Here is a 24,340-nt window from a genome sequence, read left to right on the forward strand (position 1 = left end):
AACAACATGAACGACACCTCCACTTCCTTCATGCGCCGCCTGGCCGTGCCGCTGGCCGCCGCCCTCGTGCTGGCGGGCTGCTCGCTCACGCCCCGATACGAGCGCCCCGCCGCGCCCGTGCCCGCGCACTGGCCCGGCGCGCAGCCCGCCGAAGGCGGCCCAGCCGAAGACCAGGCCCAGACCCTGGCCGCGCCCGACCTGCCCTGGGAACAGTTCGTGCAAGACGAACGCCTGCGCGAAATCATCCGCCTGGCGCTGCAAAACAACCGCGATCTGCGCGTGGCCCGCCACAGCGTCGAGCAAATGCGCGCCAGCTACCAAATCGCCCGCGCCAACCAGTTCCCCACGCTGGGCGCCAGCGGCAGCTACACGCGCTCTGCGCCCGCCACCATGCCAGGCGGCGCCAGCGTCAACTCCAGCGCCAGCCTGAGCGTGGGCATCACCGCGTGGGAAATCGACTTCTTCGGCCGCATCGCCGCCCTCAAGCAAGCCGCGCTGGCCCAGTATCTGGCCACCGAAGAAGCGCAGAAAAACACGCAAATCAGCCTCATCGCCGCCATCAGCAGCGCATGGCTGTCGCTGCAAACGCACACCGAACTGCTGGCCCTGGCTGAACGCACGCTCGCCACGCGCGAAGAGTCGCTCAAGCTCACCCGGCTGCGCCTTGACAACGGCGTGGCCACCGCGCTGGACATGCGCCAGGCCGAATCGCAGGCCGCCGCCGCCCGCGCCAGCCGCGCCGAGCAAAAGCGCCTGCGCGCCGAAGACCTGAGCAACCTGGCCCTGCTGGCAGGCCAGCCCATCGCAGAGCAACTGCTGCCCAAGGCCGATGAAACGCAGCTCTCGGGCTTTGCCGACGTGCCCGCCGGCCTGTCTTCCGACGTGCTGCTGCGCCGCCCCGACATCCGCCAGGCCGAGCAGCAACTCGTCGCCGCCAACGCCAACATCGGCGCAGCCCGCGCGGCCTACTTCCCCACCATCAGCCTCACGGCCGGACTGGGGCGCGCCAGCAGCGACCTGGACGGCCTGTTTGGCAGCGGCGGCCAGCGCGCGTGGAACTTTGCGCCCGCCATCTCCCTGCCCATCTTCGACATGGGCCGCAACCGCGCAGGCGTGGAATCGGCGCAAGCCGCCCGCGACATCGCCGTGGCCCGGTACGAAAAAGCCATCCAGACCGCCTTCAAGGAGGTGGCCGATGCCCTCACCGCCCGCCAGGCGCTGGCCGAGCAGCTTCAGGCCCAGCAACAGCAAACCGACGCCGAACGCGAGCGCTACCGCCTCGTCGATTTGAGCTACCGCAACGGCGTGGCCAACAGCCTGGACCTGCTCGATGCCCAGCGCTCGCTCTTTGGCGTCGAACAAGCGCTGGCCCAAACCCGGCTGGCGCAGCGCGCCAACGAAATCACGCTCTACAAAGCCCTGGGCGGCGGCTGGAGCCAGACGCAGCCTGAATCTGACCAAAAACAAGAAAAAGAAACGTCAAAAGAGTGAGAAAACGGGGTTTTTCACCTGGAACCTATAATTTGTTTCCTTCAGCGGGGCCTGAAGCCCAACTCGGCTTCAGGCCCTGTTTTCCATCCTGACTCCGCCCAAAAAAGAGGCCGCCATGAGCGAAAACACGCAACCCACGTCCAGCGACCAGCCCAAATCTTCCAGATGGCTGCTATGGCCCGTCATTGCCGCCATCGTGGTGCTGACGCTCTTTAGCCTGACCCAGCCCGCTCCCGGCAGCTATGGCAGTCTCACACGCAGCGACGAAGGGGCCGGGAGCGTCGATGCGCGCATCGCCAAAGTCGGCGCACTCAACCTGGCAGGCCAGGCCGCCGCCACACAAACTGCCTCCGCCGAGGCAGCCGCCGCGCCCGCTGAAGCGGCTGCGCCCGCGCCCGCCGCAGCCGCCACGGGCGAAGTGCCTGCCCTGTACAAGAAAAGCTGTGCCATGTGCCACGGCACAGGCGCAGGCGGCGCGCCCAAGGTGGGCGACAAGGACGCCTGGGCGCCGCGCATCGCCACGGGCATGGACGAACTCATGAAAGTGGCCATCAACGGCCGGGGCGGCATGCCCGCGCGCGGCGGCACCAAGGCCAGCGACGACGAGCTGAAAACCGTCGTCGAATACATGGTGGCGCATTCCCAATAATCTGCTCCCCCGAACACCCGGCTGCCTTCCAAAACCCTGTTCAGCGCCTTCCCGCAAAGGGCGAAAGCAATGAATCAGGACGGGCTGCCTTGGGGCAGGCCTGAATGCACGGCGATATTGGGATCGCTGGGGATGGATGGCCTCATGCCCTCAAACCGGCCCATCCGCCTTCCGCCCGCAATGGCTCTGCGTCCCTGACTGAAAACCGGCCCAAAGTCCGCCCGCAGTGCGAAAAGCGCGGTCTCGGGCGCCCTCATCCTGCTTGCTTCCGGCTGGCGCTTGCAGGCGGCCAAAGCCGCTTGCAAGGATGAACAGCGGCGAGCTGGCTTTTCAGCTTTTCAATGCCCGTGGCGCGTACAAGAACGTGCAAGAGGCCGCTGCGAAGACGGCATAGCCAGCGGCCTTTCTGACCGTGCCGCTTGCAGCAGGTCCGGCCGCGCCGCTTCATTCATCCGCCGCAACGCTCCGCTCCGGGCGGCGTGAGCGATCCAGAACTCGCTGTCTGTTTTCCGGCCGCGCGTTGGCACGGGCGCTTTCGGCGGGCAAGGCTTCGCGCCATTTCTGCGCAACCCCTTCCGGCAAGCAAGGCGCGCCTCTGCGGGTTAAAAATTAAATTTAATTTAATATGATGCCCGCCATGCTGATCTCCACCCTTTCCCTGCTTTCTGGCGGCACGGCGCATGCCTTGCCGCGCCGCGCCTTGCGCTCCGGGCGGCTTCTTGCGCGCGGCCTGGCGCATGCCATTCGGGTTTTCTGCCTGTGCCGGGCCGTGCGCTGCGCTTTAGGGCTGGCCGTTTGCGGGGCGGCGCTGGCGCTTTCCGCCTGCTCGAAGGGAGGGGCGGGCGATGGCGCGCTCACGCTGTACGGCAATGTGGACATCCGGCAAATTGCGCTGGCGTTTGAAGGCTCCGGCCGCGTGCTGGAAATGGCCGTGGACGAAGGCGCGCGCGTGCAGGCCGGGCAGACGCTGGCCGTGCTGGACACGCAGACGCTGGCTTTGCAGGCTGCGCAGGCGCGCGCGCAAATCGAGGCGCAGCGCCAGAGCTTGCGCAAGCTGGAAAGCGGCACGCGCCCGCAGGAGGTGGCGCAGGCGCAAAGCCGCGTGGCCGCCGCCCGCGCCGATGCCGCCAGGGCGCGGCAAGACCTGGCCCGGCTGCGCCAGCTGGCTGGCGGCGGCGCGGCCAGCCGCCAGGCGCTGGAGCACGCGCAGACCGCCGCGCAGGTGGCCGAGGCCAAAGTCCGCGAGACGCAAGAGGCGCTGCGGCTGGCGCAGATTGGCCCGCGCGAGGAAGACATTGCCGCCGCCCGCGCGCAACTGAAAGCTGCCGAGGCCGCGCTGGCCCTGCTGGAGCATCAGATTGAGCAGGGCGCACTGCGCGCGCCCGTCAGCGCCGTGGTGCGCGCGCGCCTGCTGGAGCCGGGCGACATGGCCAGTCCCCAGCGGCCTGCCTACACGCTGGCGCTCACCCAGCCCAAGTGGGTGCGCGTGTATGTGGCCGAGCCGGATCTGGGCCGCGTGGCCCCCGGCATGCCCGCCGCCGTCACGACCGACAGCCAGCCGGATCAGCCCCTGCGCGGCACGGTGGGCTACATCGCCTCCGTGGCCGAATTCACGCCCCGGCAGGTGCAAACGGCCGAGCTGCGCACCAGCCTCGTCTATGAAGTGCGCGTGCAGGTGGATGACCCGGCCGACGCCTTGCGGCTGGGCCAGCCCGCTACCGTGCGGCTGCAAGGCGCGCCTGCCGCCGGCCAGCCTGCCCGTGCGCCCGCTGGCGGGCAGCCGTGAGCGGATTCATCTTCGCTCGCCTCCATGCCCTCCGCTGGCCAGCCCGTCCGGCTGAAGGCTGGGGGCGCGCCGCCAGATGGCATCAGAAACAGGAGCAAATTCAATGGGGTTGAAATGACTTCTTGCGCAGTTTCCACTAGGACATCATGCTATTGATACAGGAGCGAAATGATGCCGCCTGGCCCATCTGCCGCCTGCGCTGCGCGCACCCCAATCCGCCTGTTTCGCGGCGGGCGGGCCGTGCCCGGGCTGTAACGCCATGAGCTTCATCGTCCAGGCCCAAGGCATCAGCAAGACCTTCGCCGCGCCCGCAGGCGGGCGGCTGCACGCGCTGCGCGAGGTGTCGCTGCAAGCGCGCGCGGGGCAGCTCACGGCGCTGGTCGGGCCGGATGGCGCGGGCAAAACCACCCTCATGCGCCTGCTGGCCGCCCTGCTGGCGCCTGACGCGGGGCGCCTTGCCGTGCTGGGCCATGAGCTGGGCCAGGGCGGCGCGCGCCAGCCGCAGGCCGTGCAAAGCCGCATCAGCTACATGCCGCAGCGCTTTGGCCTGTATGAAGACTTGAGCGTGCAGGAAAACCTTGACTTGTATGCCGATCTGCACGGCGTGCCGCCCGCCGTGCGCGGCGCGCGCTACGCCCGGCTGCTGGAGATGACCGGCCTGGCGCGCTTTACCGGGCGTCCGGCGGGCAAGCTCTCCGGCGGCATGAAGCAAAAGCTGGGCCTGGCCTGCACGCTGGTGCGCTCGCCCGATTTGCTGCTGCTGGACGAACCCAGCGTGGGCGTCGATCCACTCTCGCGGCGCGACCTCTGGGCCATCGTGCAGCAGCTGGTGGAGGCCGAGGGCCTGAGCGTCATCGTCAGCACCGCCTACATGGACGAAGCCGCGCGCTGCGCCCAGGTGTTCGTGCTGCATCAGGGCCGCGTGCTTGCGCAGGGCGCGCCGCAAAGCCTGCGGGAAAAGGCGGCGGGGCTGACCTGCACGGCCTGGCCGCCCGCCGGACAGCCCCCGCGCCAGTTGCAGGCGCGCCTGATTGACGCGCGCCGCCTGATCGCCGACGCCGTGCCCGCTGGCGGCGCGGTGCGCTACATCCGCCAGCCCCATGCCAGCGCCGCCGATGTGGCTGCGCTGCTGCAAGGCGCGGCCACGCAGCCGCGCCCGGCCGGGCTGGAAGACGCCTTCATGCTCCTGCTGCGCCAGCATGAAGACGGCGCGCAGGCTGGCGAGGGCGCGGCAGCGGAAGCGGCGGCGAAGCCGGTAGTGGCGCAAGCCGCCGCAGAAGTTGCCGCAAACGTAGCCGCCAAAGAGCGCCCCGCCATCGCCGTGCGCGATCTGGTGCGCCGCTTTGGCGGCTTCACGGCGGTGGCCAGCACTTCGTTTGAAGTGGCGCGCGGCGAAATCTTCGGCCTGCTCGGCCCCAACGGCGCGGGCAAGACCACCACTTTCCGCATGCTCTGCGGCCTGCTGCCGGCCACCAGCGGCCAGCTTGAGGTGGCGGGGCTGAACCTGCGCACGGCCCGCGCCCAGGCGCGGGGGCGCATCGGCTACGTCTCGCAGAAATTCGCCCTCTACGGCAACCTGAGCGCGCGCGAGAACCTGGAGTTTTTCGGCGGCGCCTATGGCCTGCGCGGGCGCGAGCTGAGCCGCCGCGTGAGCGAGAGCCTGGCCGAATTCGGCCTGGACGGCAGCGCCCCCAGCGGCCTGCTGCCCGGCGGCTACAAGCAGCGCCTGGCGATGGCCGCCGCCCTCATCCACCGCCCGCAAATTCTGTTTCTGGATGAGCCGACCAGCGGCATCGACCCGCTGGCGCGCCGCGCTTTCTGGCGCGCCATCACCGCGCTGGCGCAAGGCGGGGTGACCGTCATCGTCACCACCCATTTCATGGAAGAGGCCGAGTACTGCGACCGCATCGCCATTCAGGACGCGGGCCGCCTGCTCGCGCTGGGCACGCCGCAGCAGGTGCGCCAGCTGGCCGGCGGCGCGCCCGATATGGACAGCGCCTTCATCGCCATCGTCGAGCAGGCGCGCGCCAGCGCATCAGAAACAGAAGCAAATTCAGGCAAGGAAAAAAGCCGCTGGCGCTTATTCCACTAGGACACATTGCTATCAAGAAAGTAGCGAGAAAAATGCCTTCCCCAGACTCAATCCTGAAAGCAGGCCTCATGACCGCATCGCCTGCTTGCTGCATTCGCGCCGCGCGGGCGGCAGGCGGGCCGCTGCAATGAGCGCCCCGCTGCCTGCGGGCGGCTTTTTGCGCCGCCTGGCCGCGCTCACGCGCAAGGAGACGCGGCAGATGCTGCGCGACAAGAGCAATCTGCTCATGGGCCTGCTGCTGCCGCTGGCGCTGATATGGCTGTTTGGCTACGGCCTGTCGTTTGACGTGAACCGCGTGCCGGTGGCCGTGGTGCTGCAAGACCCGGCCCCGGCGGCGCGGCAGGCGCTGGCCGGGCTGCAAGGCTCGCGCTACTTTGACGCGCGCTGGATGACGGACATGCACGCCGCCCGGCAAGCCATGCGCCAGGGCGAGGTGGACGCCATCGTGCAGGCGCCGGGCGACTTCGCGGCGCGGCTGGCGGCGGGCGGCGCGGCGGTGCAGCTCATTCTGAACGGCCTGGACGCCACCACGGCCAGCGCGGTGGAAGGCTACGTGGAGGCGGCGCTGGCGCTGCCCGCCGCGAAAGAAGCCGGCCGCGCCGCCGCCCGCACGGGCGCGCAGGCCGCGCGGGTGGAAGTGGTGCAGCGCCTGTGGTTCAACGAAGCGGGCATCAGCGTCTGGTATCTGGTGCCGGGGCTGGTGGTGCTCATCCTCACGCTGATCGGGGCGTTTCTGACTTCGCTGCTGATCGCGCGCGAATGGGAGCGCGGCACGCTGGAGGCGCTGTTCGTCACGCCCGCGCGGCCGCTGGAAATCGTGCTGTCCAAGCTTGCGCCCTGGCTGCTGGTGGGGCTGGCGGATGTGGTCATGTGCCTGCTGGCGGCGCGCCTGACCTTTCACGTGCCCATGCGCGGGCCGCTGGCGCTGGTTTTGGCGGCGGCGCTTCTCTATCTGACCGTGTCGCTGCTGCTGGGGCTGTTCATCTCGGGCGTCACGCGCAACCAGTTCCAGGCCAGCCAGGTGGCGCTGCTGGCGAGCTTTCTGCCCGCCACGGTGCTCTCGGGTTTCATGTTTGACCTGCGCAACATGCCTGCCGCCGTGCAGTTCATCGGGCAGCTGATGCCCGCCACGCACTTCATGGGCGTGATGAAAACGCTGTTTCTGGCGGGCGCGGACAGCGCGGCCACGCAGGCGGCCATCGCGCGCGGCATGGCCACGCTCGCGGCCTACGCGCTGGCGCTGGCCTGGGCCACGCAGCGCACGCTGCGCAAAACACTGGACTGAAGCCCATGTTCCGCACCTTCATTTCCGCCTTGGCCGATGCCTGCTGGCGCACTACCGCGCTGATGCGCAAGGAGCTGCTGACGCTGCTGAAAGACCCGGCCAACCGCATCATCTTGCTCGTGCCCGCGCTGCTTCAGGCGCTGCTGTTCGGCTATGCGCTGAGCTTTGAGCTGAAGCACGCGCCCTACGCCGTGCTGGAGCCAAGCCGCAGCGCCGCCTCCGCCGCCTTGCTGGCGCGGCTGGACAGCACGGGCGTTTTCAAGCGCGTGGCCACGCTTTCTTCAGCCAGCCAGATCGCCCCGGCCATAGACAGCGGGCGGGCGCTGGCCGTCATCACCTTCCCGCCCGATTTCGCGCAGCGCCTGGCGCAAGGTCAGGCCGCGCCCGTGCAAGTGGTGCTGGACGCGCGCAACTCCTCCACCGCCGCAGCGGCGGGCAGCCAGATCGCCGCCATCGCCGCGCGCTACAACGAGCAGGAGCTGGGCCTTGCGCCCGGCATCCGCGTGCAGCGGCGGGCGTGGTTCAACCCCAACCTGGACTCCGGCTGGCACCTGCTGCCGGGGCTGATCGCCTCGCTCAGCATGATCCAGACCATGCTGCTGGCCGCCTTGAGCGTGGCGCGCGAGCGCGAGCAGGGCACGTTTGACCAGCTGCTCGTCACGCCGCTGACGCCGCTGCAAATTCTCATCGGCAAGGCGCTGCCGTCCATGCTGGTGGGGCTGCTGCAATCGAGCCTCGTGCTGCTCATCATCCGCTTCTGGTTCCAGGTGCCGATGGCCGGCTCCCTCTGGCTGCTCTACCTGGGCCTGCTGGCCTTCAACGCGGCCACCGTGGGCGTGGGGCTGTCGGTTTCGGCGCTGTCGCTGACCATGCAGCAGGCCATGCTCTACAACTTCATGCTCGTCTTGCCCATGACCTTGCTGTCGGGCCTGATGACCCCCGTGCGCAACATGCCGCAGGCGCTGCAAGCGGCCACGCATGCGAACCCGCTGCGCTTTGGCGTCAGCATCGTGCGCCGCGTCTATCTGGAAGGCGCCACGCTGACCGACGTGGCCCCCGATTTCCTGCCCCTGCTCGCCATGACCGCCCTTTCCCTGCCCCTGGCCGCCTGGCTGTTCAGAAACCGGCTGGGGTGAAGGCGCGTGCAGCCAGCCTGTTTTTCGCTACCGTATTCATAGCATGATGTCCTAGGGGAATGTGCGCAAAGCGGCTTTTCTACCCCGCCAGATTTGCTTCTGTTTTTGATGCCCTGCGGCGCGGGCGCGTGAGCCAGCACAGCAGCAAGGCGGCCGCTCCGGCCAGGCTGGGCAGCCAGGCCGGCAGCGTGGCCAGCCAGCGGGCGGCCAGGCGCAGGGCCTGGCCCTTGTAGGCCACCTTGGCGGCGCGGGCGCTGTATTTGGCAAAGCGCGCGACGCCCATTTCGTTCAGCGCGCGCAGGCCCTGGCGGCCATAGGTGGCGGCCCTTTGCACGGCGGCCGGCCCCATGCGCTCGGTCAGCGCCAGGCTTTCGGCAAGCGGCGCGCCGGTGATGTCTTGCAGCACGGCAGCGCGCGCGCCGTGGGCGCGGGCCAGGCGCGCGGCGCGCGAGAGCGAGGCGGCGTCGGTGGTGGCGGCCAGCAGGCGCGCGCCGCCGGGCGTGGCGGCCAGCGCGCTAACGTCGGCCAGGGTGCCCTTCAAACCGGCCAGCTCGTGCGCCATTTCGCTCAGGCGGCGCTGCTGGCGCAGGCGCGCGGCGGCGCGCATGAGCATCTCGCCCAGCCAGCCGGGCAGCGCGTTCGCGCGGCGCAGCCATTTGAGGGCCGACAGGCCGCTTTTGGCCGTGGCGGCGGCCGCGACGGCGGGCGCGGTGGCGCCGCCGGAGGGCGCGGCGGCAGCGGCTCCGCCTGCCTGCACCGCCGTGGCGGCCACGCCCAGGCTGGCCAGGGCGATGAGCACGGGGTCGGTTTCTTCGCCTTGCGCGTAGAGCCAGCCCTGCCGGGCGAGGTCGCGCAGGTCGCCAATCACCAGAAAGTCGCTGATGACGCCGGCGGCCTGGCCCACGGCTTCGTCGCTTTGGCCGCTCCACACGCCTTCGGCGGCTTTGCCGGCCTGGTAGGCGAGGCTTTCGCGCCGGGCGGCGATTTCCCGCGCCAGATGCTGCGCCGCCGGATCGCCGCGCACGTAGCCGTAGGCCATGAAGTAGTCGAGATACTGCGCGGCCTCGGCGTAGCGCTCTTGCGCCACCAGCTCGCGCGTGCGCGGCAGCGGGTCGGTGCGGGTGAGGGCCAGCACGGCAAGCTGTTCATGCACCGGCCCTTGCGTGAGCCACAGGGGCGCGCCCAGCAGGGCCAGGCTGATCAGGACGGCAAGAAGGCGGAGCATGGCGCAAGAGAGCAAAGCGTCAGATTCTTGCTATTTGGTTCATAGCATGCAGTCCTGGTGGACATTGCGAAAACAGGCTTTTCAGACCCCTTGGATTCGCTCCTGTTTTTGAATGCCGCGCGGCAGCGCGGTTTCAGGCAGCGGATTCAGGCCGTGAACGCCAGCGGGCGGCCCGCGCAGTCGCTGGCAAGGGTGGAGAGATCGGCAAAGAAGTCGTTGCCGGTTTTGGTGTCGTGCCAGATGCCGTCTGCCCAGCGGTAGTGGAAGCCGCCAGCGCGCGCGGCCATCCAGATTTCGTGCAAGGGGCGTTGCAGGTTGATGACGAGCTGGCTGCCGTTGGCGAAGGTGAGCGTCATCAGGCCGCCCGCGCGCTGGTTGTCGATGTCGGCGTCGGTGTCTTCGTTGAGGGCGTCGCACTGCTCCTCAACACGGCGCAAAAGGGCTTCTGCCAAATCAAGGTATTCAATGTCGGTCATTACAATCATTTTTCATGAAGCAGCACGCGAATATTTTATTAATCCCGTTAATCCGCCCGATTAATCGCATATTTGCGGCTTGCGCGGCAGTTGGGCTGGCCGGCGCTTTGGCGGGCTGCGGCCAGCGCGGGCCGCTGTATTTGCCCGACACGCCGGCTGCCCGCCAGCGGGCCACGCTGCCCGAGACGCTCTGGCCTGCGGGCCATGAAGCGGCGGAACCCGCTGCCGAACCTGCCGCTGAATCTGCCGCTGAATCTGCACGCCCGGCCCTGCCGCAACCTGATTTTTCTGCCCCATGAATTCATTTCCCTTGCCCGGCGCGCCGGTTTTTCACCGCAGTGAAAACGGCGCGTTGATGATTGAAGACCTTGGCCTGGATGAGCTGGCCCAGGAGCACGGCACGCCGCTTTTCGTTTACTCGCAGGCGGCCATTGAAAGCGCGCTGTCGGCCTGGCAGCGCGGGCTGGCCGGGCGTGACGCGCTGGTGTGCTACGCCGTCAAGGCCAATTCCTCGCAGGCCATTCTCAGCTTGCTGGCGCAGGCCGGCTGCGGGTTTGACATCGTTTCGGGCGGCGAGCTGGCGCGCGCGCTGGCCGCTGGCGCGGAGCCGGAAAAAATCGTCTTTTCCGGCGTGGGCAAGACCCGCCGCGAGATGCAGGCCGCGCTGGAGGCGGGCATTGGCTGCTTCAACGTGGAAAGCGAAGCCGAGCTGCTGGCCCTCAACGACGTGGCCGCCGCCTGCGGCCTGACGGCGCCCGTGAGCATCCGCGTCAATCCTGACGTGGACGCGCGCACGCACCCCTACATCTCCACCGGCCTGCGTGACAACAAGTTCGGCATCGCCCACGATCACGCCCTGGCCGCCTGCCAGCTGGCCGCTTCGCTGCCGGGGCTGCGCGTGGCAGGCATCGGCTGCCACATCGGCTCGCAAATCACCGAGGCCGCGCCGTATCTGGACGCGCTGGAGCGCGTGCTCGATTTGCTCGAAGCCATCGAGGCCGCCGGCGTGCCGCTGGGCCAGATTGACCTGGGCGGCGGCCTGGGCATTGCCTACGCCGATGAGACGCCCCCCGCCGCCGACGCGCTGTGCCAGCTGCTGCTGGCGCGGCTGGATGCGCGCGGCCACGGCCAGCGCCGCCTCATCGTGGAGCCGGGGCGCGCGCTGGTGGGCAACGCGGGCGTGTGCCTGACCGAGGTGCTGTACCTGAAGCCGGGCGAGGACAAGAGCTTTTGCATCGTGGATGCCGCCATGAACGACGTGCCGCGCCCCGCGCTGTATGAGGCTTTTCACCGCATCGAACCCTTGCAGGCCGCAGCCGAAGGCGCGCCCGGGCGCGTGTATGACGTGGTCGGCCCCGTGTGCGAAAGCGGCGACTGGCTGGGCCGCCGCCGCCTGCTGGCCGTGCAGCCCGGCGACAGGCTCGCCGTGTTTTCCGCCGGCGCTTACTGCATGAGCATGGCCAGCAACTACAACAGCCGCCCGCGCGCGGCCGAAGTGCTGGTCAGCGGCGACATGGCCCGCGTCATCCGCCAGCGCGAAACCATCGAAGACTTGCTGCGCGGCGAGCTGCCCTGAAAGCCTGACCGGAAAACAGGCTCCGGAAAAGGCGCGCCCGCCGCCAGGGCCAGAGGCGAGCCAGGGAGCGCGCCGGAAACAGGCCAGGCGCAGGCGGCAGACACGAAGGACTGAAGCAAGGCGCTTTTCGCTCCTTTATCCGTAGCAATGGGTCCTGGTGGAACCAGCGCAAAGCGGTATTTCAGACTCTTGAATTTGCTCCTGTTTCTGATGCAATCCGGCAGGCGCTGCTCCCGCTGCCAGCGCCTGGCGCTTGCGGGCGGGCCGCAAGCCGCTTTCTACAGCGCGCGGCTGATGATGATTTTTTGCACGTCGCTGGTGCCTTCGTAGATTTGGCACACGCGCACGTCGCGGTAGATGCGCTCGACGGGAAAGTCTGCCGTCACGCCGTAGCCGCCCAGGGTCTGGATGGCGGTGGAGCACACGTGTTCTGCCGCTTCGCTGGCAAAGAGCTTGGCCATGGCGGCTTCTTTCAGGCAGGGCTGGCCCGCGTCGCGCAGGGCGGCGGCGTGCCAGATGAGCTGGCGGGCCGCTTCCAGGCGCGTGGCGCAGTCAGCCAGGCGGAAGGCCACGGCCTGGTGCTCGAAGATGGGCACGCCGAAGGCTTCGCGCTCCTTGGCGTAGCGGATGGCGAACTCCAGCGCGCTGCGCGCCATGCCCACGCTTTGCGAGGCGATGCCGATGCGCCCGCCTTCAAGGGCGGACAGGGCGATCTTGTAGCCCTCGCCTTCTTCGCCAATGCGGTTCTGGCCGGGAATGCGGCAGTCTTGCAGCAGGATTTGCGCGGTGTCGCTGCTGTGCTGGCCCAGCTTGCGCTCCAGGCCAGCCACTTTCCAGCCCGGGTTGCTGGTGGGCACGATGAAAGCGCTCAGGCCCTTTTTGCCTGCGTTTTTGTCGGTGACGGCGATGACGATGGCGGCCTGGCCGTTCTGGCCGCTGGTGATGAATTGCTTGACGCCGTTGAGCGCGTATTCGCCGCCTTCGCGCGTGGCGGTGGTGCGCACGGCCGATGCGTCGCTGCCCGCGTGCGGCTCGGTCAGGCAGAAAGCGCCCAGGATGTCGCCGCGCGCGGCGGGAACCAGCCATTGCTGTTTTTGCGCCTGCGTGCCGTATTTCATGAGGATGGCGTTGTAGGGGCAGTTGGTCACGCTGATGGCGGTGCTGGTGCCGCCGTCGCCTGCGGCGATTTCTTCGAGCACGAGCGAGAGCGTCAGGTAGTCCAGCCCCGCGCCGCCGTACTCTTCGGGCACGCAAATGCCGTAGCAGCCCAGCGCGGCCAGGCCCTTGTGGGCCTGCCGGGGAAAGGTGTGATCGCGGTCCCACTGGGCGGCATGGGGCCAGAGTTCTTCCTGCGCGAAGGCGCGCACGGCGTCGCGGATCATTTTCTGGTCTTGCGTCAGCAGCATGGCTGGTCTCCTGGGTTGGTTGGGGAAAGGCGTTTTTTATGGGCGGCGCGCGCGCCTGGCAATGCCTGCAAACCCTGCCTTCGCGCCTACCATCAGGGCCGCATGCCGCACGCTTGCGCAGCGCTTGCGTGTCCGCGCATTCGAGAACTTGAGGAGAGTCCGGAAAATGAGCTTGTTTCAATGGCAGCCGCGCCCCATGCAGGCGCTGCAAGGCGGCGGCGTGATTGCGCCCGATGAGCGCCTGCCCTGGCCGCAGACGGCGGCAATGGGGGTGCAGCACGTGATCGCCATGTTCGGCGCAACGGTGCTGGCGCCCATCCTCATGGGTTTTGACCCGAACGTCGCCATTCTCATGAGCGGCATGGGCACGCTGCTGTTCTACCTGGTCACGGGCGGGCGGGTGCCGAGCTATCTGGGTTCGTCATTTGCCTTCATCGGCGTGGTGATTGCGGCCACGGGCTACGGCGGGCAGGGGCCGAATGCGCAGATGGCCGTGGCGCTGGGCGGCATCATGGCCTGCGGCGTCATTTACATGCTGCTGGGCGCGCTGGTGCAGGCCGTGGGCGCAGGCTGGATCGAGCGGCTGATGCCGCCGGTGGTCACCGGCTCGGTGGTGGCCGTGATCGGCCTGAACCTGGCGCGCGTGCCCATCAAGAACATGGCGCCCACGCCGTTTGACGCCTGGATGCAGGCGGCCACTTTCCTGTGCGTGGCGCTCATCGCGGTGTTTGCGCGCGGCATGCTCCAGCGCCTGCTCATCCTGGCCGGGCTGCTGGCGGCCACGGCGCTGTATGCCGTGCTGACCAACGGACTGGGGCTGGGCGCGCCCATAGACACATCGGGCATCGCCGCCGCGCCCTGGCTGGGGCTGCCCCGGCTGGCAACGCCAGCGTTTGACCCCAACGCCATCGCCCTCATCGCGCCGGTGGCGCTCATTCTGGTGGTGGAAAACCTGGGCCACCTCAAGGCCGTGGCGGCCATGACGGGCCGCAGCATGGACGCCCACATGGGCCGCGCCTTCATGGGCGACGGGCTGGCCACCATCCTCAGCGCCGCGTCAGGCGGCACGGGCGTGACCACGTATGCCGAAAACATTGGCGTGATGGCCGCCACGCGCATCTATTCCACCGCCGTGTTCGTCGTGGCCGCATGCATGGCGCTGCTGCTGGGTTTTTCGCCCAAGTTCGGCGCGCTCATTCAGGCCATTCCGCCTGCGGTGATGGGGGGCGTTTCCATCGTGGTGTTTGGCCTCATCACGGTGGCCGGGGCGCGCATCTGGGTGGAAAACAAGGTGAATTTCGCCGACAGCGCCAATTTGCTGACGGCGGCCATCACGCTGGTGCTGGGCACGGGCGATTTCACGCTGGGTTTTGGCCGCTTCGAGCTGGGCGGCATTGGCACGGCCACTTTCGGCGCGATCTTGCTGCACGCGCTGCTGCGCCGGGGGCGGCGCGGCCTGACGGCCAGGTAAGAGGGCGTGTGCGGCGGCAAACCGCCGTCCGCGCGCGAGCAACAAAAAAGGCAGCGCGAGGCTGCCTTTTTTGCGGAGATTCGCGGAAAGAGCGCGTCCGCTTTTCAGCGGGCCACCTTGCCGTAGCGGTTGCGGAATTTCTCGACGCGCCCGCCCATGTTGTCCACCGACTTTTGCGTGCCGGTGTAGAAGGGATGCGATTCGCTGGAAGTGTCGAGCTTGAACAGGGGCAGTTCGCGGCCATCGTCCATCTTCACGGTTTCCTTGGTGTTCACGCAGGAGCGGGTGACGAATTTGAAGCCGTTGGACAGGTCTACGAAGCAGACTTCGCGGTATTCGGGGTGGATGCCTTCGCGCATGGATGTTTCCTTTGGGCTGATGCGGCAGCCACGCTGGCCCATCCAGCGCACTTGCCGCGAAAAAACGGGGGATTCTAGGGTTTTGGGGCTGTCTGGCAAGCCGCTTCTGAAAAAGAAGCAAATTCAGGGCTGCCTGAATGCGCTTTCCCGCAATGAATACGGGGACATTCTGCTATGAATCAAGGAGCTAATCTGACCGGGTGGGGCGTTAGCTGCCCCGGCGCATCATGTCGAAAAACTCGACATTGGTCTTGGTGGCCTTCATGCTCTTGATGACCATTTCCATGGCCTCGATTTCGTCCATGTTGTACATGAACTGGCGCAGGATGCGGGTTTTTTGCAGCACGTCGGGCGGCAGCAGCAGCTCTTCGCGGCGGGTGCCGCTGCGGTTGAGCTGGATGCTGGGGAACACGCGCTTTTCATAGAGGCGCCGGTCCAGATGGATTTCACTGTTGCCGGTGCCCTTGAACTCTTCAAAAATGACTTCGTCCATGCGGCTGCCGGTGTCGATCAGCGCGGTGGCGATGATGGTGAGCGAGCCGCCTTCTTCCACGTTGCGCGCCGCGCCCAGAAAGCGCTTGGGGCGGTGCAGCGCGTTGGCGTCCACGCCGCCGGTGAGCACTTTGCCGCTGGAGGGCACCACGTTGTTGTAGGCGCGGGCCAGGCGGGTGATGGAGTCCAGCAGGATGACCACGTCTTTTTTCAGCTCGACCAGGCGTTTGGCGCGCTCGATCACCATTTCGGCCACGTGCACGTGGCGCGAGGCCGGTTCGTCAAACGTGGAGGCGATGACTTCGGCCTTGACGGAGCGCTGCATGTCCGTGACTTCTTCGGGGCGCTCGTCCACCAGCAGCACCATCATGTGGCTGTCGGGGTAGTTGGTGCTGATGGCGTGGGCGATGGTTTGCATCATCACCGTTTTGCCGCTCTTGGGCGGAGCCACGATGAGGGCGCGCTGGCCTTTGCCGATGGGGGCGATCACGTCGATGATGCGGCCCGTGATGTTTTCCTCGCCCTTGAAGTTGTCGCGCTCCAGCCGCATCAGCTCCTTCGGAAAGAGCGGCGTGAGGTTCTCGAACATGATCTTGTGCTTGTTCTGCTCGGGCGGCAGGCCATTGACCTTGTCGAGCTTGGTCAGCGCGAAATAGCGTTCGCCGTCTTTTGGGATGCGCACCTCGCCTTCGATCATGTCGCCCGTGTGCAGGTTGAAGCGGCGCACCTGGCTGGGGCTGATGTAGATGTCGTCCGTGCTGGCGGTGTAGCTGGTGTCGGGGCTGCGCAGAAAGCCGAAGCCGTCGGGCAGGATTTCCAGCACGCCGTCGGCAAAAACCTGCTCGCCGGCGCGGGCGCGCTTTTTGATGATGGCGAACATCAGCTCCTGCTTGCGCATGCGGCCGGTGTTTTCGATTTCCAGTGCCTCGGCCTGCTTGAGCACTTCGGAGACGTGCAGGGCCTTGAGTTCGTTCAGGTGCATGGAACCAGTCTGGCAGTGATTTCAGCCCGCAAGGCAGGCTGCGTGGGTTGCAAAAGAAGAAAGGGAAAGGGCGCGGCGCAATGGCGCGGGGAAAGGGCTGCGCAAGCCTGAACCGGTTGCGGCCCTGGCTCCAGTGGCGGCAGGCGTTGCTGGCCTGCTTTTGCCGCTTGCGGCGCGCAAGAAGCGCGCGGCGCGCCAGCCAGGCGCCTGGCTGGCAAGGGGCGGATTATTGCAGGAAAACCCAAAAGAAAAAGGCATGCGCCGCAACGGGCCGCATGCCTTCTGGAGGTGGCGCAAAAGCGCCAAGAGTCAGACGTGCTGATCCACCAGCGCCGCCATCTGCGCCTTGGTCATGGCGCCGACTTTGGTGGCGGCCAGCTGGCCGTTTTTGAAGACCATGAGCGTGGGAATGCCGCGAATGCCAAAACGCGCGGGCGTGGCGGTGTTTTCGTCGATGTTCATCTTCACGATCTGCAACTTGCCTTCGTAGGCGGCGGCCAGTTCGTCCAGCGCGGGGGCGATGGACCGGCACGGGCCGCACCATTCAGCCCAGAAGTCCAGCAGCACGGGCTTGTCGGACTGGAGAACGTCGGCTTCAAACGAGGCGTCGCTGGTGTGCTTGATGAGTGCGCTTGCCATGAGAAAAGGCTCCTGTGTAACGATAAAGTCATTCTATTTTTGCAGAAACTTTCACGGCCCGTCTGCGGCCTCTTGCACAGCTCTTTGCCATGAACGGCATTGCTTTTCCTCCTGATTCTTCCCTCGGCGCCCCCCCCGGTCTGCCCGCCCTGGCCCTCTGGCGCGAGGCGCTGGCGCGTGTGCGAGAGCACCTGGACGTATGCAAGGCGCATCCGGCCCGCAGCGTGGTGCTGCTGCCTTTCGCGCAGCTGCTGCCGGTGGCGCAAAGCCAGTGGGCCGCGCTGTATCCCGATGGTTTTGCGCCGCACTTCGAGACCACGCACACCTGGGCGCAGCGCCTGGCCTGCTTCACGCCCGGCCCGTATGACATCAGCTTCAGCGCCGCGCGCGACGCGCTCACTGCCCGCGACCTGCTGGAAAGCGCGCGCATGGCGCTGCCGCGTGATGCTGCCCGCGACGCCTTCACGCCTTTGCTGGTGCAGGCGGCCCTGCAAGTGGCTCCGCTGGCCGCCGCCGTGCCTTCGCGCCAGCGGGCGGACTGGGGCCGCTGGGCCGCTGAAGCCGTGCCTGCGCCGTCTGATGGCTGGCTGGCGCACGAAAACGCCCTGATGCGCCTGGCCCTGCGTTGGGCCGCCGCCAGCGACTACGCCACCGACGTGCTTTTTGCTGCGCGCACGCTGGAGCAAACGGATGCGCTCATCGCCTTTCATGGCGCGCAGGCCGACGAGCTGACCGGCTCGCTCATTGACTTTTTCACCCCTGAAAAATCCATTTCCCTGCCGCTGCCCGCGCCGCCCGCGCCAGAGGCTTCATCCGCCGCAGAGCGCATTCGCCTGCACCCCGCGCCGGATGCAGAAAGCGAAGCCCGGCGCGCCGCCGCTTGCGTGCTGGCGCACCTGGCCGCCGGGCGCGCCCCCGTGGCCCTGGCCAGCAGCGACCGCGCCCTCATGCGCCGCGTGCGCGCCTTGCTGGGCGAGCGCCTGAACGTGCGCGACGAAACGGGCTGGAAGCTCTCCACCACCCAGTCCGCCGCCATCCTCATGGCTGCCCTGCACGCCTGCGCCCGCCAGGCCAGCAGCGACGACGTGCTGGCCTGGCTCAAGCTCGCCCCCGCCGCCAGCGCCTGGCCCGCGCGCGCCGTGCCCGAGCTGGAAGCCTATTTGCGCCGCCATGCCGTGAGCCAGTGGCCCCAGAGCCTGCCGGAAGACGCGCCGCCCCATCTGGAGCAGGCCCTGCAAGCCATCCATGCCGCGCGCGCCGCCTGCCAGGCCCCGCGCGCCCTGCCCGCCTGGCTGACGGCCCTGCGCGATCTGCTGCAAGCTGCTGGCCAGTGGGAGCCGCTGGCGCAAGACGCCGCTGGCGCGCGCGTGCTGGAAACCCTTTTGCTGACGGACACCGCTGCCCTGCACGAACTGCCCGCCGCCCGCCAGCGCCTGAGCCTGCCCGCATTCACCGCCTGGGCGGCTGACGCGCTGGAAGCCGCCAGCTTCATTCCGCCTGCCGCGCCCCAGCCCGATCTCATCTTGCTGCCGCTGGCGCAAGTCATGGGCCGGCCGCTTGCCGCGCTGGTGCTGCCCGGCTGCGATGAAAACCATCTGCCCCTGGCCCCCGAGCCGCCCGGCTTGTGGACGCCGCCGCAGCGCGCCCACTTGCGCCTGCCCACGCAAGCTGCGCAGCAGGCCGCCCAGCAAACCGCCTGGCAGCACGCCCTGGCCGTGCCTTGTGTGGACTTGCTCTGGCGGCAAGGCGACGAGCGCGGCCAGCCCCTGCTCGCCAGCCCGCTGGTGCGCCATCTCGCGCTGCAACTGGGGCTGAATGAAACGGCAGACGATCCCTGCTCCACCCGCGCCATTGACCCCGCGCCCACGCCGCGCCCCGCGCCGCAAGGCAGCGCCCTGCCGGTTGTCACGCTCTCGGCCAGCGCCTATGGCGACTTGCGCGCCTGCCCCTACCGCTTTTTCGCCCTGCGCCAGCTCAATCTGAAGGAAGCGCCCGAACTCGATGCCGGGCCTGACAAACGCGACTTCGGCAACTGGCTGCACGCCACGCTCCACCACTTTCATGAACGCCTGAAAGCCGACCCGCAAGCAGACCGCCCCACCCGCGCCGCCTGGCTGGATGAAGCCGCCCAGGTCGTCACGCAAGAAAAAGCCCTGCCGGAAAGCGACTTTTTGCCTTTCTCCGCCCAGTGGCCTGCTTTGCGCGAGAGCTATCTGGACTGGCTGGCGCAGCATGAAAAGCAAGGCCATCACTACGAGCGCGGTGAAGAAGATGCCGCCTCAGCCCTCGGCCCCGTCACCCTGCAGGGCCGTATCGACCGCATCGACAGCGCCCCCGGCCAGCCCCCCCGGCGCCTGCTGCTGGACTACAAAACCGAAAGCCTGGACCGCACCAAGAGCCGCGTGAAAGACGCCGAAGACATCCAGCTGCCCTTTTACGCCGCCTTGCTGCCCGATGACGAAGTGCAGGCCGCCTACCTCAGCGTCAGCGAACGCGCGCCTGTCCAGACCGTCGATCAGCCCAGCCTCACCGCCTTGCGGGACGCCCTTGTGCAAGGCGTTTCGCACGACATGCGCGCCATCGCCGCGGGCGCGCCCTTGCCGGCGCTGGGCGAAGGCAGCGCCTGCACCTGGTGCGCCGCGCGCGGCCTGTGCCGCCGCGATTTCTGGAGCGAAGCGCCCGCCTCACCCCGGCCATAGCCGCCCGCCGGAACGGGCTGCGGCCGTTACGGGTCGATGGCGTCCATCCAGGCAAAAAGCTCATCCAGGTCGTAGTCGCCGCCGTGGGGGCGCTCCCAGGACAGGGCGAAGTCCACGACGTAGCTGCGGTTTTGCAGGGTGAGGGCGAGGATGGCGGGAATGGCCAGCGACGTGTCGCTGTCCTTGCTGCCCTGGCGTATGCGCCAGTAGCGCGCCGTCCAGCTGCCCGCCCAGCCGGCGTAGCTCATGGCGTTCATCTGGCGCACCGTGGCCTTGTCGGCGCGCAGCGCCTGGCCTTCGGGCGCGTGTTCGGCGGAATAGGCGGTGAAGTGGCGCTTGTCATGGCGGGCGTCGCCGAAAAGCTGGTTTTCGCCGCTGGACAGATCCAGCGCGTCAAACGCGGGCGGCGTTTTCATGCGGCCCAGGTGGCGCAGGTAGCGCTCAAAGTCCAGCCCGGTCACTTCCCCGTCCTTGATTTGCAGCCAGCCGAAGGACGAAAGGTTCTGCCCTTCATTCAGCGCCTTTTGCGCCGAGGCGGTCACGAGCGCGGCCAGGTAGCGGCGGAAGGTGCCTTGGCCCTCGGCGTCCAGCGTCAGCAGGCGGCCGTAGGCGTTCCTGAGGCCCAGGCTGTTGAGATAGGGCGCGAAAGCGGAGGCCAGCGCGGCGGAAACGGCCTTTTGCTCCGCATTGAGCGTGCCTGCCACGGTCTTGCGCTGCACCTTGTAGTCGAGCATCGAGATGTCGATTTTTTTGTAATCGTCGATGCCCCTGAACTGCCACTCGTAGGCCGCATCGGCGTGCTCCAGATTGGTGATGGGGCAGTAGGCGGAGACGGCGAAGATGTGATCGCGCTCCTCGGCTGCGCCCGCCTCCTTCAGGGCGGCGGCGTAATCGTCATGGTTGCCGCTGGCGCCCAGCAGGGCCGAAAGCGCACCGCCCGCGCTCGTGCCGTTGGAGATGATTTTGTCGGTGTCGCCGGGCATGCGCGAGTCGTTGTGGCGCAGCCAGCGCACGGCGGCTTTCAGATCAACGATGGCCGCCGGGGCCTTGCCGCTGGCCTGCGTGCGCCCGCGCGCGCCGGGCGAAGCCACCACGTAGCCCTTCACCAGCGCCATGGCAATGGCGTTGGGCGCATCGCTTCTGGCTCCGCCGTCCATGCCGCGCGCCGCTGGCGTGCCGGGCTTGGCGGGCATGTAGCCGCCAATCTGGTTGGGCAGGAAGATGGGCGCGGTCTTGGCGTCGTAGCGCCCCACCTGGCCGCCGTTGAAATAAGCCTCCGGAATGTAGATGTTCATCACCTGATAGTCGCTTTGCGCAGGGCGGCTCACGTAAGGCACGCCCTCCCAGGCGCGCACCGTCACGCTTTGCCCGCCCGCGCTCACCTGCTGCGTGGTGTAGCGCCCGGCGTCAAACGCCAGCGGATCGGCCGCAGGCGCGGCCAAAGCAACTTGAACGGCAATGGCCTCCGGCGGCTGCCGCAGATCGCCCGCAGGCGCGGAAGAAGCCGAAGGAGCGCTCTGGCAGGCGGCCAGCGCCAAAGCGGCCAGCGGCGCAAGAAGGAAAGGCAGGCGGGGCATGGAAGCATCCTTTCAGGGTTGGGCAGACAAAAAGACGCAGGCAAGACCGCACCTTGCCGCGCCTTGCACGCATGGCCAGGGCCGCAAACCGCGCACAGACAGCCCAGGCCATGCATGGGACAGACTCTATATAGCTCCTGTATCAATAGCATGACGTCCTAGTGGGATAAGCGCAGAAGCCCTTTTTGACCCCTTCAAATTTGCTTCTGTTTTTGATGCACCGGATCGGCCACCCCGGGCGGCCAGCGCGCCAGGCGGGCGCCGGGCCATGCGAAGCGCAGCGCCCTGCCGGGGCCTTCCTAGAATCGCCGCGCACTACAAAGGCTTTTGTCACATGTTCAGCTTTTTCCGCCGCAAGAAAACCGAAGCCGGGCCTGAAGCCGGGCCTGAAGCTGGCGCATCTTCCGCAGATGCCCCCGCAGATGCAGCCCCGGCTGCGCCCGCGCCTGAGCCGGAACCGGCCGGGCCGGCCCCGGGCTGGCTGGCCCGCCTGCGCGGCGGCCTGACGGGCGCGGCCCCGGCATCGCCCGCCTCCCCCGCCGCGCCATCACAAGCGCAAGAAAGCGCACCGCCCGCTGAAACCGCCGCGCCTCAAGTCTCGCCAGTCACGCCTGCCGCGCCTGCTGAAGCGCCGCCCGCAGCCGCCGCCTCTGCGCCCCCCGCCCCCGCTCCGGCGGCCCCTGCCGCCGCCGCGCCCGCCGCCTTGCCGCCTGCGGCGCCTGACCTGTCCGAGCCGCCCGCGCCGCCCGTGCCGCAGGCTGAACCCGCGCCCGCCCCTGCCGCCACGCCTGAACCGGCTGCGCCGCAGCCTTCGCCTGCGGCCTCATCCGCCCCGCCAGCAAACCGCGCAAGCTGGTTCGTCCGCCTCAAAAGCGGCCTGAAAAAAACCGGCAGCAGCCTCACCACCGTCTTTACCGGCACGCACATTGACGAAGCGCTGTATGAAGACCTGGAGACCGCCCTGCTCATGGCCGACGCGGGCGTGGCCGCCACGCAATACCTGCTCCATGACTTGCGCCAGCGCGTCAAACAGGCCCGCGCAACCGAACCCGCCCAGGTGCGCGCCCTGCTGGCCGACGCGCTGGCCGATTTGCTTGCGCCGCTGCAAAAGCCGCTGGTCGTGGGTGAGTACTGCCCCACCGTCATCATGGTGGCGGGCGTGAACGGCGCGGGCAAAACCACTTCCATCGGCAAGCTCACGCGCCACCTGGCCGACGCGGGCTGCTCCGTGCTGCTGGCCGCCGCCGACACCTTCCGCGCCGCCGCCCGCGAGCAGCTGGGCGTGTGGGCCGACCGCAACCGCGTGGAAATCATCAGCCAGCAAGGCGCTGACCCTTCCGCCGTCAGCTTCGACGCCGTGGCCGCCGGCCGCGCCCGCCAGGTGGACGCCGTGCTGGTCGATACCGCCGGCCGCCTGCACACCCAGGCGCACCTGATGCAGGAGCTGCAAAAAATCCGCCGCGTCGTCACCAAGGCCGACGCCACCGCCCCGCACGAAGTGCTGCTGGTCATTGACGGCAACACCGGCCAGAACGCGCTGGCGCAGGTCAAGGCCTTTGACGAGGCCATTCAGCTCACGGGCCTGATCGTCACCAAGCTCGACGGCACCGCCAAAGGCGGCGTGCTGGCCGCCATCGCCCGCGAAAAGCCCGTGCCCGTCTATTTCATCGGCGTGGGCGAAAAACTCGAAGACCTGCAAACCTTCAACGCCCGCGAATTCGCCCAGGCCCTGCTGGCCTGAAGGCCTGTTCAAAGCCTGGCCGCAAGGGGCCAAAAAAGCGCAGACGCCTGGGCCAGGCTTTTTTCGCATCCATCGGCTGTCTGCGGCGTGGGCGGCATTTCAGGCGGGGCCATGCGCAGTGGATGGATGGCACTTTTCAGCTCCTCTATCCATAGCATGATGTCCTGGAGGACATTGCGCGAAGAGGCATTTTGACCCTCTGAATTCGCTCCTGTTTTTGATTCAGCTTGACGGCGCAGGCTTGCCCGCCCCGGCTGGCGAAGCGGCGCGGCGGCCCCTTTTCCGCTGGCCTTCAGCAGCGCGCGCTGGCGGCAGGCAGGGCGGCGGCAATGGCGCTGCCGCTGGCCAGCGGGGCGCAGCCATCGGCAGGCGTGGCGGGCAAGGCAGATGAAGCGGAGGGCGGGCTGGCCGGGGCGAGGGCGGCGGGCATGTTGAAGGCGGCGCGCACGGCGGGCTGGGCGAGCAGCAGGCTGGTTTGACGGTAGATCCAGTCGTCGCCGCGCTGGGCGGGCGGCAGGGGCAGGTCCAGCCGCCAGACCATGCGGCCGGGCTGCCCGGCCATGACGATGACGGTGTCGGCCAGGGTGACGGCTTCCATCACGTCGTGCGTGATCATGAGCACGGCCAGCTGGCGGCGGGCCATTTCGGCCAGCAGCAGGCGGTGCATCTGGCCTTTGAGGCCGATGTCCAGCGCGGCAAACGGCTCGTCCATCAAGAGCAAATCCGGCTCCAGCACGAGGGCGCGGGCCAAGGCGGCGCGGCTTTGCATGCCGCCGGAGAGTTCGCCGGGAAACTGCGCCAGGGCGATGTCGTCCAGCCCCAGCGCGTGGCCCATGCGGCGGGCGGCGGCCAGGCGCGCGGCTTTGGGCGTGCGCCGCGCTTTCAGGCCCAGGGCGATGTTGCCGAGCACGGTTTGCCACGGCAGCAGGTGCGGCTGCTGAAAGAGCATGGCGCTGCGGGCAAAGCGGTTGTCAATCTGCCCTTCCTGCACGGTCAGCAGCCCCGCGCACAGGTGCAGCAGGGTGGTTTTGCCGCAGCCGGAAGGGCCGACCAGCGCGATGGCGCGGCCTGCGGGCAGGGTAAAGCCGATGTCTTCCAGCACGCTGCGGGTGGCCCAGGCGTGGTTCAGTTGCCTGACGGCGAGGGCGGCTTCAGGCGCGGGGGCGGGTGTGGACACGGGGGCCGTCATGCCAGCCCTTCCCGGCGCGCGCCCGCTTCGCGCCAGCGCTCGATTTCGCGCTTGACAGGCTCCAGCAGC

The 24,340-nt window shown here is 68.1% G+C and carries 19 protein-coding genes; 11 read left to right on the forward strand and 8 right to left on the reverse strand.

Annotation, left to right across the window (positions count from 1 at the left end; genetic code table 11):
- Positions 1-6 precede the first annotated feature (6 nt).
- The 6 genes from QB898_RS05540 (at position 7) to QB898_RS05565 (ending at position 8,439) form a co-directional block, all read left to right on the forward strand.
- The gene (locus QB898_RS05540; protein ID WP_279524133.1) at positions 7-1,491 is read left to right on the forward strand and encodes an efflux transporter outer membrane subunit; all 1,485 of its coding nucleotides are present in this window, start codon (positions 7-9) and stop codon (positions 1,489-1,491) included.
- A gap of 115 nt (positions 1,492-1,606) precedes the next feature.
- Positions 1,607-2,140 (forward strand): cytochrome c5 family protein, encoded by a 534-nt coding sequence (locus tag QB898_RS05545; RefSeq protein ID WP_279524134.1) that lies wholly within the window; start codon positions 1,607-1,609, stop codon positions 2,138-2,140.
- A 637-nt stretch (positions 2,141-2,777) separates the two neighbouring features.
- Positions 2,778-3,926 (forward strand): HlyD family secretion protein, encoded by a 1,149-nt coding sequence (locus QB898_RS05550; protein ID WP_279524135.1) that lies wholly within the window; start codon positions 2,778-2,780, stop codon positions 3,924-3,926.
- Between the two features lie 259 nt (positions 3,927-4,185).
- Positions 4,186-6,018 (forward strand): ATP-binding cassette domain-containing protein, encoded by a 1,833-nt coding sequence (locus tag QB898_RS05555; RefSeq protein ID WP_279524136.1) that lies wholly within the window; start codon positions 4,186-4,188, stop codon positions 6,016-6,018.
- A gap of 127 nt (positions 6,019-6,145) precedes the next feature.
- Positions 6,146-7,303: an ABC transporter permease gene (locus tag QB898_RS05560; protein ID WP_279524137.1), complete on the forward strand. Its 1,158-nt coding sequence runs from the start codon at positions 6,146-6,148 to the stop codon at positions 7,301-7,303.
- A gap of 5 nt (positions 7,304-7,308) precedes the next feature.
- A complete protein-coding gene (locus QB898_RS05565; protein ID WP_279524138.1) occupies positions 7,309-8,439 on the forward strand; it encodes an ABC transporter permease in 1,131 nt (376 codons plus the stop codon).
- A gap of 79 nt (positions 8,440-8,518) precedes the next feature.
- On the opposite strand, the gene QB898_RS05570 is transcribed toward QB898_RS05565, so the two are convergent.
- Both QB898_RS05570 and cyaY read right to left on the reverse strand, forming a co-directional pair.
- Entirely contained in the window at positions 8,519-9,664 is a 1,146-nt protein-coding gene (locus tag QB898_RS05570; protein WP_279524139.1) for a hypothetical protein, read from the reverse strand.
- A 146-nt stretch (positions 9,665-9,810) separates the two neighbouring features.
- Positions 9,811-10,140, reverse strand: a complete 330-nt coding sequence (cyaY, locus tag QB898_RS05575; protein WP_050715517.1) for an iron donor protein CyaY — start codon at positions 10,138-10,140, stop codon at positions 9,811-9,813.
- A gap of 14 nt (positions 10,141-10,154) precedes the next feature.
- Between cyaY and lptM the strand changes: the two genes are divergently transcribed.
- A complete protein-coding gene (lptM, locus tag QB898_RS05580; protein ID WP_279524140.1) occupies positions 10,155-10,439 on the forward strand; it encodes an LPS translocon maturation chaperone LptM in 285 nt (94 codons plus the stop codon).
- A complete protein-coding gene (gene lysA, locus QB898_RS05585; protein WP_102283290.1) occupies positions 10,436-11,716 on the forward strand; it encodes a diaminopimelate decarboxylase in 1,281 nt (426 codons plus the stop codon). The genes lptM and lysA overlap by 4 nt, the downstream gene beginning before the upstream one ends.
- Before the next feature lie 278 nt (positions 11,717-11,994).
- Here the strand turns inward: lysA and QB898_RS05590 are convergent, their stop codons facing one another.
- A complete protein-coding gene (locus tag QB898_RS05590) occupies positions 11,995-13,122 on the reverse strand; it encodes an acyl-CoA dehydrogenase family protein (protein ID WP_050715515.1) in 1,128 nt (375 codons plus the stop codon).
- 166 nt (positions 13,123-13,288) lie between these two features.
- Between QB898_RS05590 and QB898_RS05595 the strand changes: the two genes are divergently transcribed.
- Positions 13,289-14,593: a solute carrier family 23 protein gene (locus QB898_RS05595; RefSeq protein WP_279524141.1), complete on the forward strand. Its 1,305-nt coding sequence runs from the start codon at positions 13,289-13,291 to the stop codon at positions 14,591-14,593.
- A 104-nt stretch (positions 14,594-14,697) separates the two neighbouring features.
- On the opposite strand, the gene QB898_RS05600 is transcribed toward QB898_RS05595, so the two are convergent.
- The 3 genes from QB898_RS05600 to trxA all read right to left on the reverse strand — a co-directional run bounded on the left by QB898_RS05600 (position 14,698) and on the right by trxA (position 17,065).
- On the reverse strand, positions 14,698-14,952 hold the full coding sequence (locus QB898_RS05600) for a type B 50S ribosomal protein L31 (RefSeq protein WP_050716503.1): 255 nt from the start codon (positions 14,950-14,952) through the stop codon (positions 14,698-14,700).
- 208 nt (positions 14,953-15,160) lie between these two features.
- On the reverse strand, positions 15,161-16,426 hold the full coding sequence (rho, locus tag QB898_RS05605) for a transcription termination factor Rho (protein ID WP_279524142.1): 1,266 nt from the start codon (positions 16,424-16,426) through the stop codon (positions 15,161-15,163).
- 309 nt (positions 16,427-16,735) lie between these two features.
- Positions 16,736-17,065: a thioredoxin TrxA gene (gene trxA, locus QB898_RS05610; protein WP_050715512.1), complete on the reverse strand. Its 330-nt coding sequence runs from the start codon at positions 17,063-17,065 to the stop codon at positions 16,736-16,738.
- A gap of 89 nt (positions 17,066-17,154) precedes the next feature.
- Between trxA and QB898_RS05615 the strand changes: the two genes are divergently transcribed.
- On the forward strand, positions 17,155-19,764 hold the full coding sequence (locus tag QB898_RS05615; RefSeq protein ID WP_279524143.1) for a PD-(D/E)XK nuclease family protein: 2,610 nt from the start codon (positions 17,155-17,157) through the stop codon (positions 19,762-19,764).
- 26 nt (positions 19,765-19,790) lie between these two features.
- Here QB898_RS05615 and QB898_RS05620 read toward each other — a convergent pair whose 3' ends face one another.
- Positions 19,791-21,341: a subtype B tannase gene (locus QB898_RS05620; RefSeq protein ID WP_279524144.1), complete on the reverse strand. Its 1,551-nt coding sequence runs from the start codon at positions 21,339-21,341 to the stop codon at positions 19,791-19,793.
- Between the two features lie 334 nt (positions 21,342-21,675).
- Between QB898_RS05620 and ftsY the strand changes: the two genes are divergently transcribed.
- Entirely contained in the window at positions 21,676-23,082 is a 1,407-nt protein-coding gene (ftsY, locus tag QB898_RS05625; protein ID WP_279524145.1) for a signal recognition particle-docking protein FtsY, read from the forward strand.
- Between the two features lie 292 nt (positions 23,083-23,374).
- On the opposite strand, the gene QB898_RS05630 is transcribed toward ftsY, so the two are convergent.
- The gene (locus tag QB898_RS05630) at positions 23,375-24,271 is read right to left on the reverse strand and encodes an ABC transporter ATP-binding protein (protein WP_279524146.1); all 897 of its coding nucleotides are present in this window, start codon (positions 24,269-24,271) and stop codon (positions 23,375-23,377) included.
- Between the last annotated feature and the right edge of the window lie 69 nt (positions 24,272-24,340).

The organism is Ottowia cancrivicina, assembly GCF_029813755.1.
Taxonomy (GTDB): domain Bacteria; phylum Pseudomonadota; class Gammaproteobacteria; order Burkholderiales; family Burkholderiaceae_C; genus Ottowia; species Ottowia massiliensis.

Excerpts from the sequence above, each read along its gene's own strand:
- QB898_RS05620 (WP_279524144.1), bottom strand. The coding sequence starts at position 21,341 with ATGCCCCGCCTGCCTTTCCTTCTTGCGCCGCTGGCCGCTTTGGCGCTG.
- ftsY (WP_279524145.1), top strand. The coding sequence starts at position 21,676 with ATGTTCAGCTTTTTCCGCCGCAAGAAAACCGAAGCCGGGCCTGAAGCC.
- cyaY (WP_050715517.1), bottom strand. The coding sequence starts at position 10,140 with ATGACCGACATTGAATACCTTGATTTGGCAGAAGCCCTTTTGCGCCGT.
- QB898_RS05540 (WP_279524133.1), top strand. The coding sequence starts at position 7 with ATGAACGACACCTCCACTTCCTTCATGCGCCGCCTGGCCGTGCCGCTG.
- QB898_RS05545 (WP_279524134.1), top strand. The coding sequence starts at position 1,607 with ATGAGCGAAAACACGCAACCCACGTCCAGCGACCAGCCCAAATCTTCC.
- QB898_RS05550 (WP_279524135.1), top strand. The coding sequence starts at position 2,778 with ATGCTGATCTCCACCCTTTCCCTGCTTTCTGGCGGCACGGCGCATGCC.
- QB898_RS05600 (WP_050716503.1), bottom strand. The coding sequence starts at position 14,952 with ATGCGCGAAGGCATCCACCCCGAATACCGCGAAGTCTGCTTCGTAGAC.
- QB898_RS05615 (WP_279524143.1), top strand. The coding sequence starts at position 17,155 with ATGAACGGCATTGCTTTTCCTCCTGATTCTTCCCTCGGCGCCCCCCCC.
- QB898_RS05570 (WP_279524139.1), bottom strand. The coding sequence starts at position 9,664 with ATGCTCCGCCTTCTTGCCGTCCTGATCAGCCTGGCCCTGCTGGGCGCG.
- rho (WP_279524142.1), bottom strand. The coding sequence starts at position 16,426 with ATGCACCTGAACGAACTCAAGGCCCTGCACGTCTCCGAAGTGCTCAAG.
- QB898_RS05590 (WP_050715515.1), bottom strand. The coding sequence starts at position 13,122 with ATGCTGCTGACGCAAGACCAGAAAATGATCCGCGACGCCGTGCGCGCC.
- QB898_RS05555 (WP_279524136.1), top strand. The coding sequence starts at position 4,186 with ATGAGCTTCATCGTCCAGGCCCAAGGCATCAGCAAGACCTTCGCCGCG.
- lptM (WP_279524140.1), top strand. The coding sequence starts at position 10,155 with ATGAAGCAGCACGCGAATATTTTATTAATCCCGTTAATCCGCCCGATT.
- QB898_RS05630 (WP_279524146.1), bottom strand. The coding sequence starts at position 24,271 with ATGACGGCCCCCGTGTCCACACCCGCCCCCGCGCCTGAAGCCGCCCTC.
- QB898_RS05560 (WP_279524137.1), top strand. The coding sequence starts at position 6,146 with ATGAGCGCCCCGCTGCCTGCGGGCGGCTTTTTGCGCCGCCTGGCCGCG.
- QB898_RS05595 (WP_279524141.1), top strand. The coding sequence starts at position 13,289 with ATGAGCTTGTTTCAATGGCAGCCGCGCCCCATGCAGGCGCTGCAAGGC.
- trxA (WP_050715512.1), bottom strand. The coding sequence starts at position 17,065 with ATGGCAAGCGCACTCATCAAGCACACCAGCGACGCCTCGTTTGAAGCC.
- lysA (WP_102283290.1), top strand. The coding sequence starts at position 10,436 with ATGAATTCATTTCCCTTGCCCGGCGCGCCGGTTTTTCACCGCAGTGAA.
- QB898_RS05565 (WP_279524138.1), top strand. The coding sequence starts at position 7,309 with ATGTTCCGCACCTTCATTTCCGCCTTGGCCGATGCCTGCTGGCGCACT.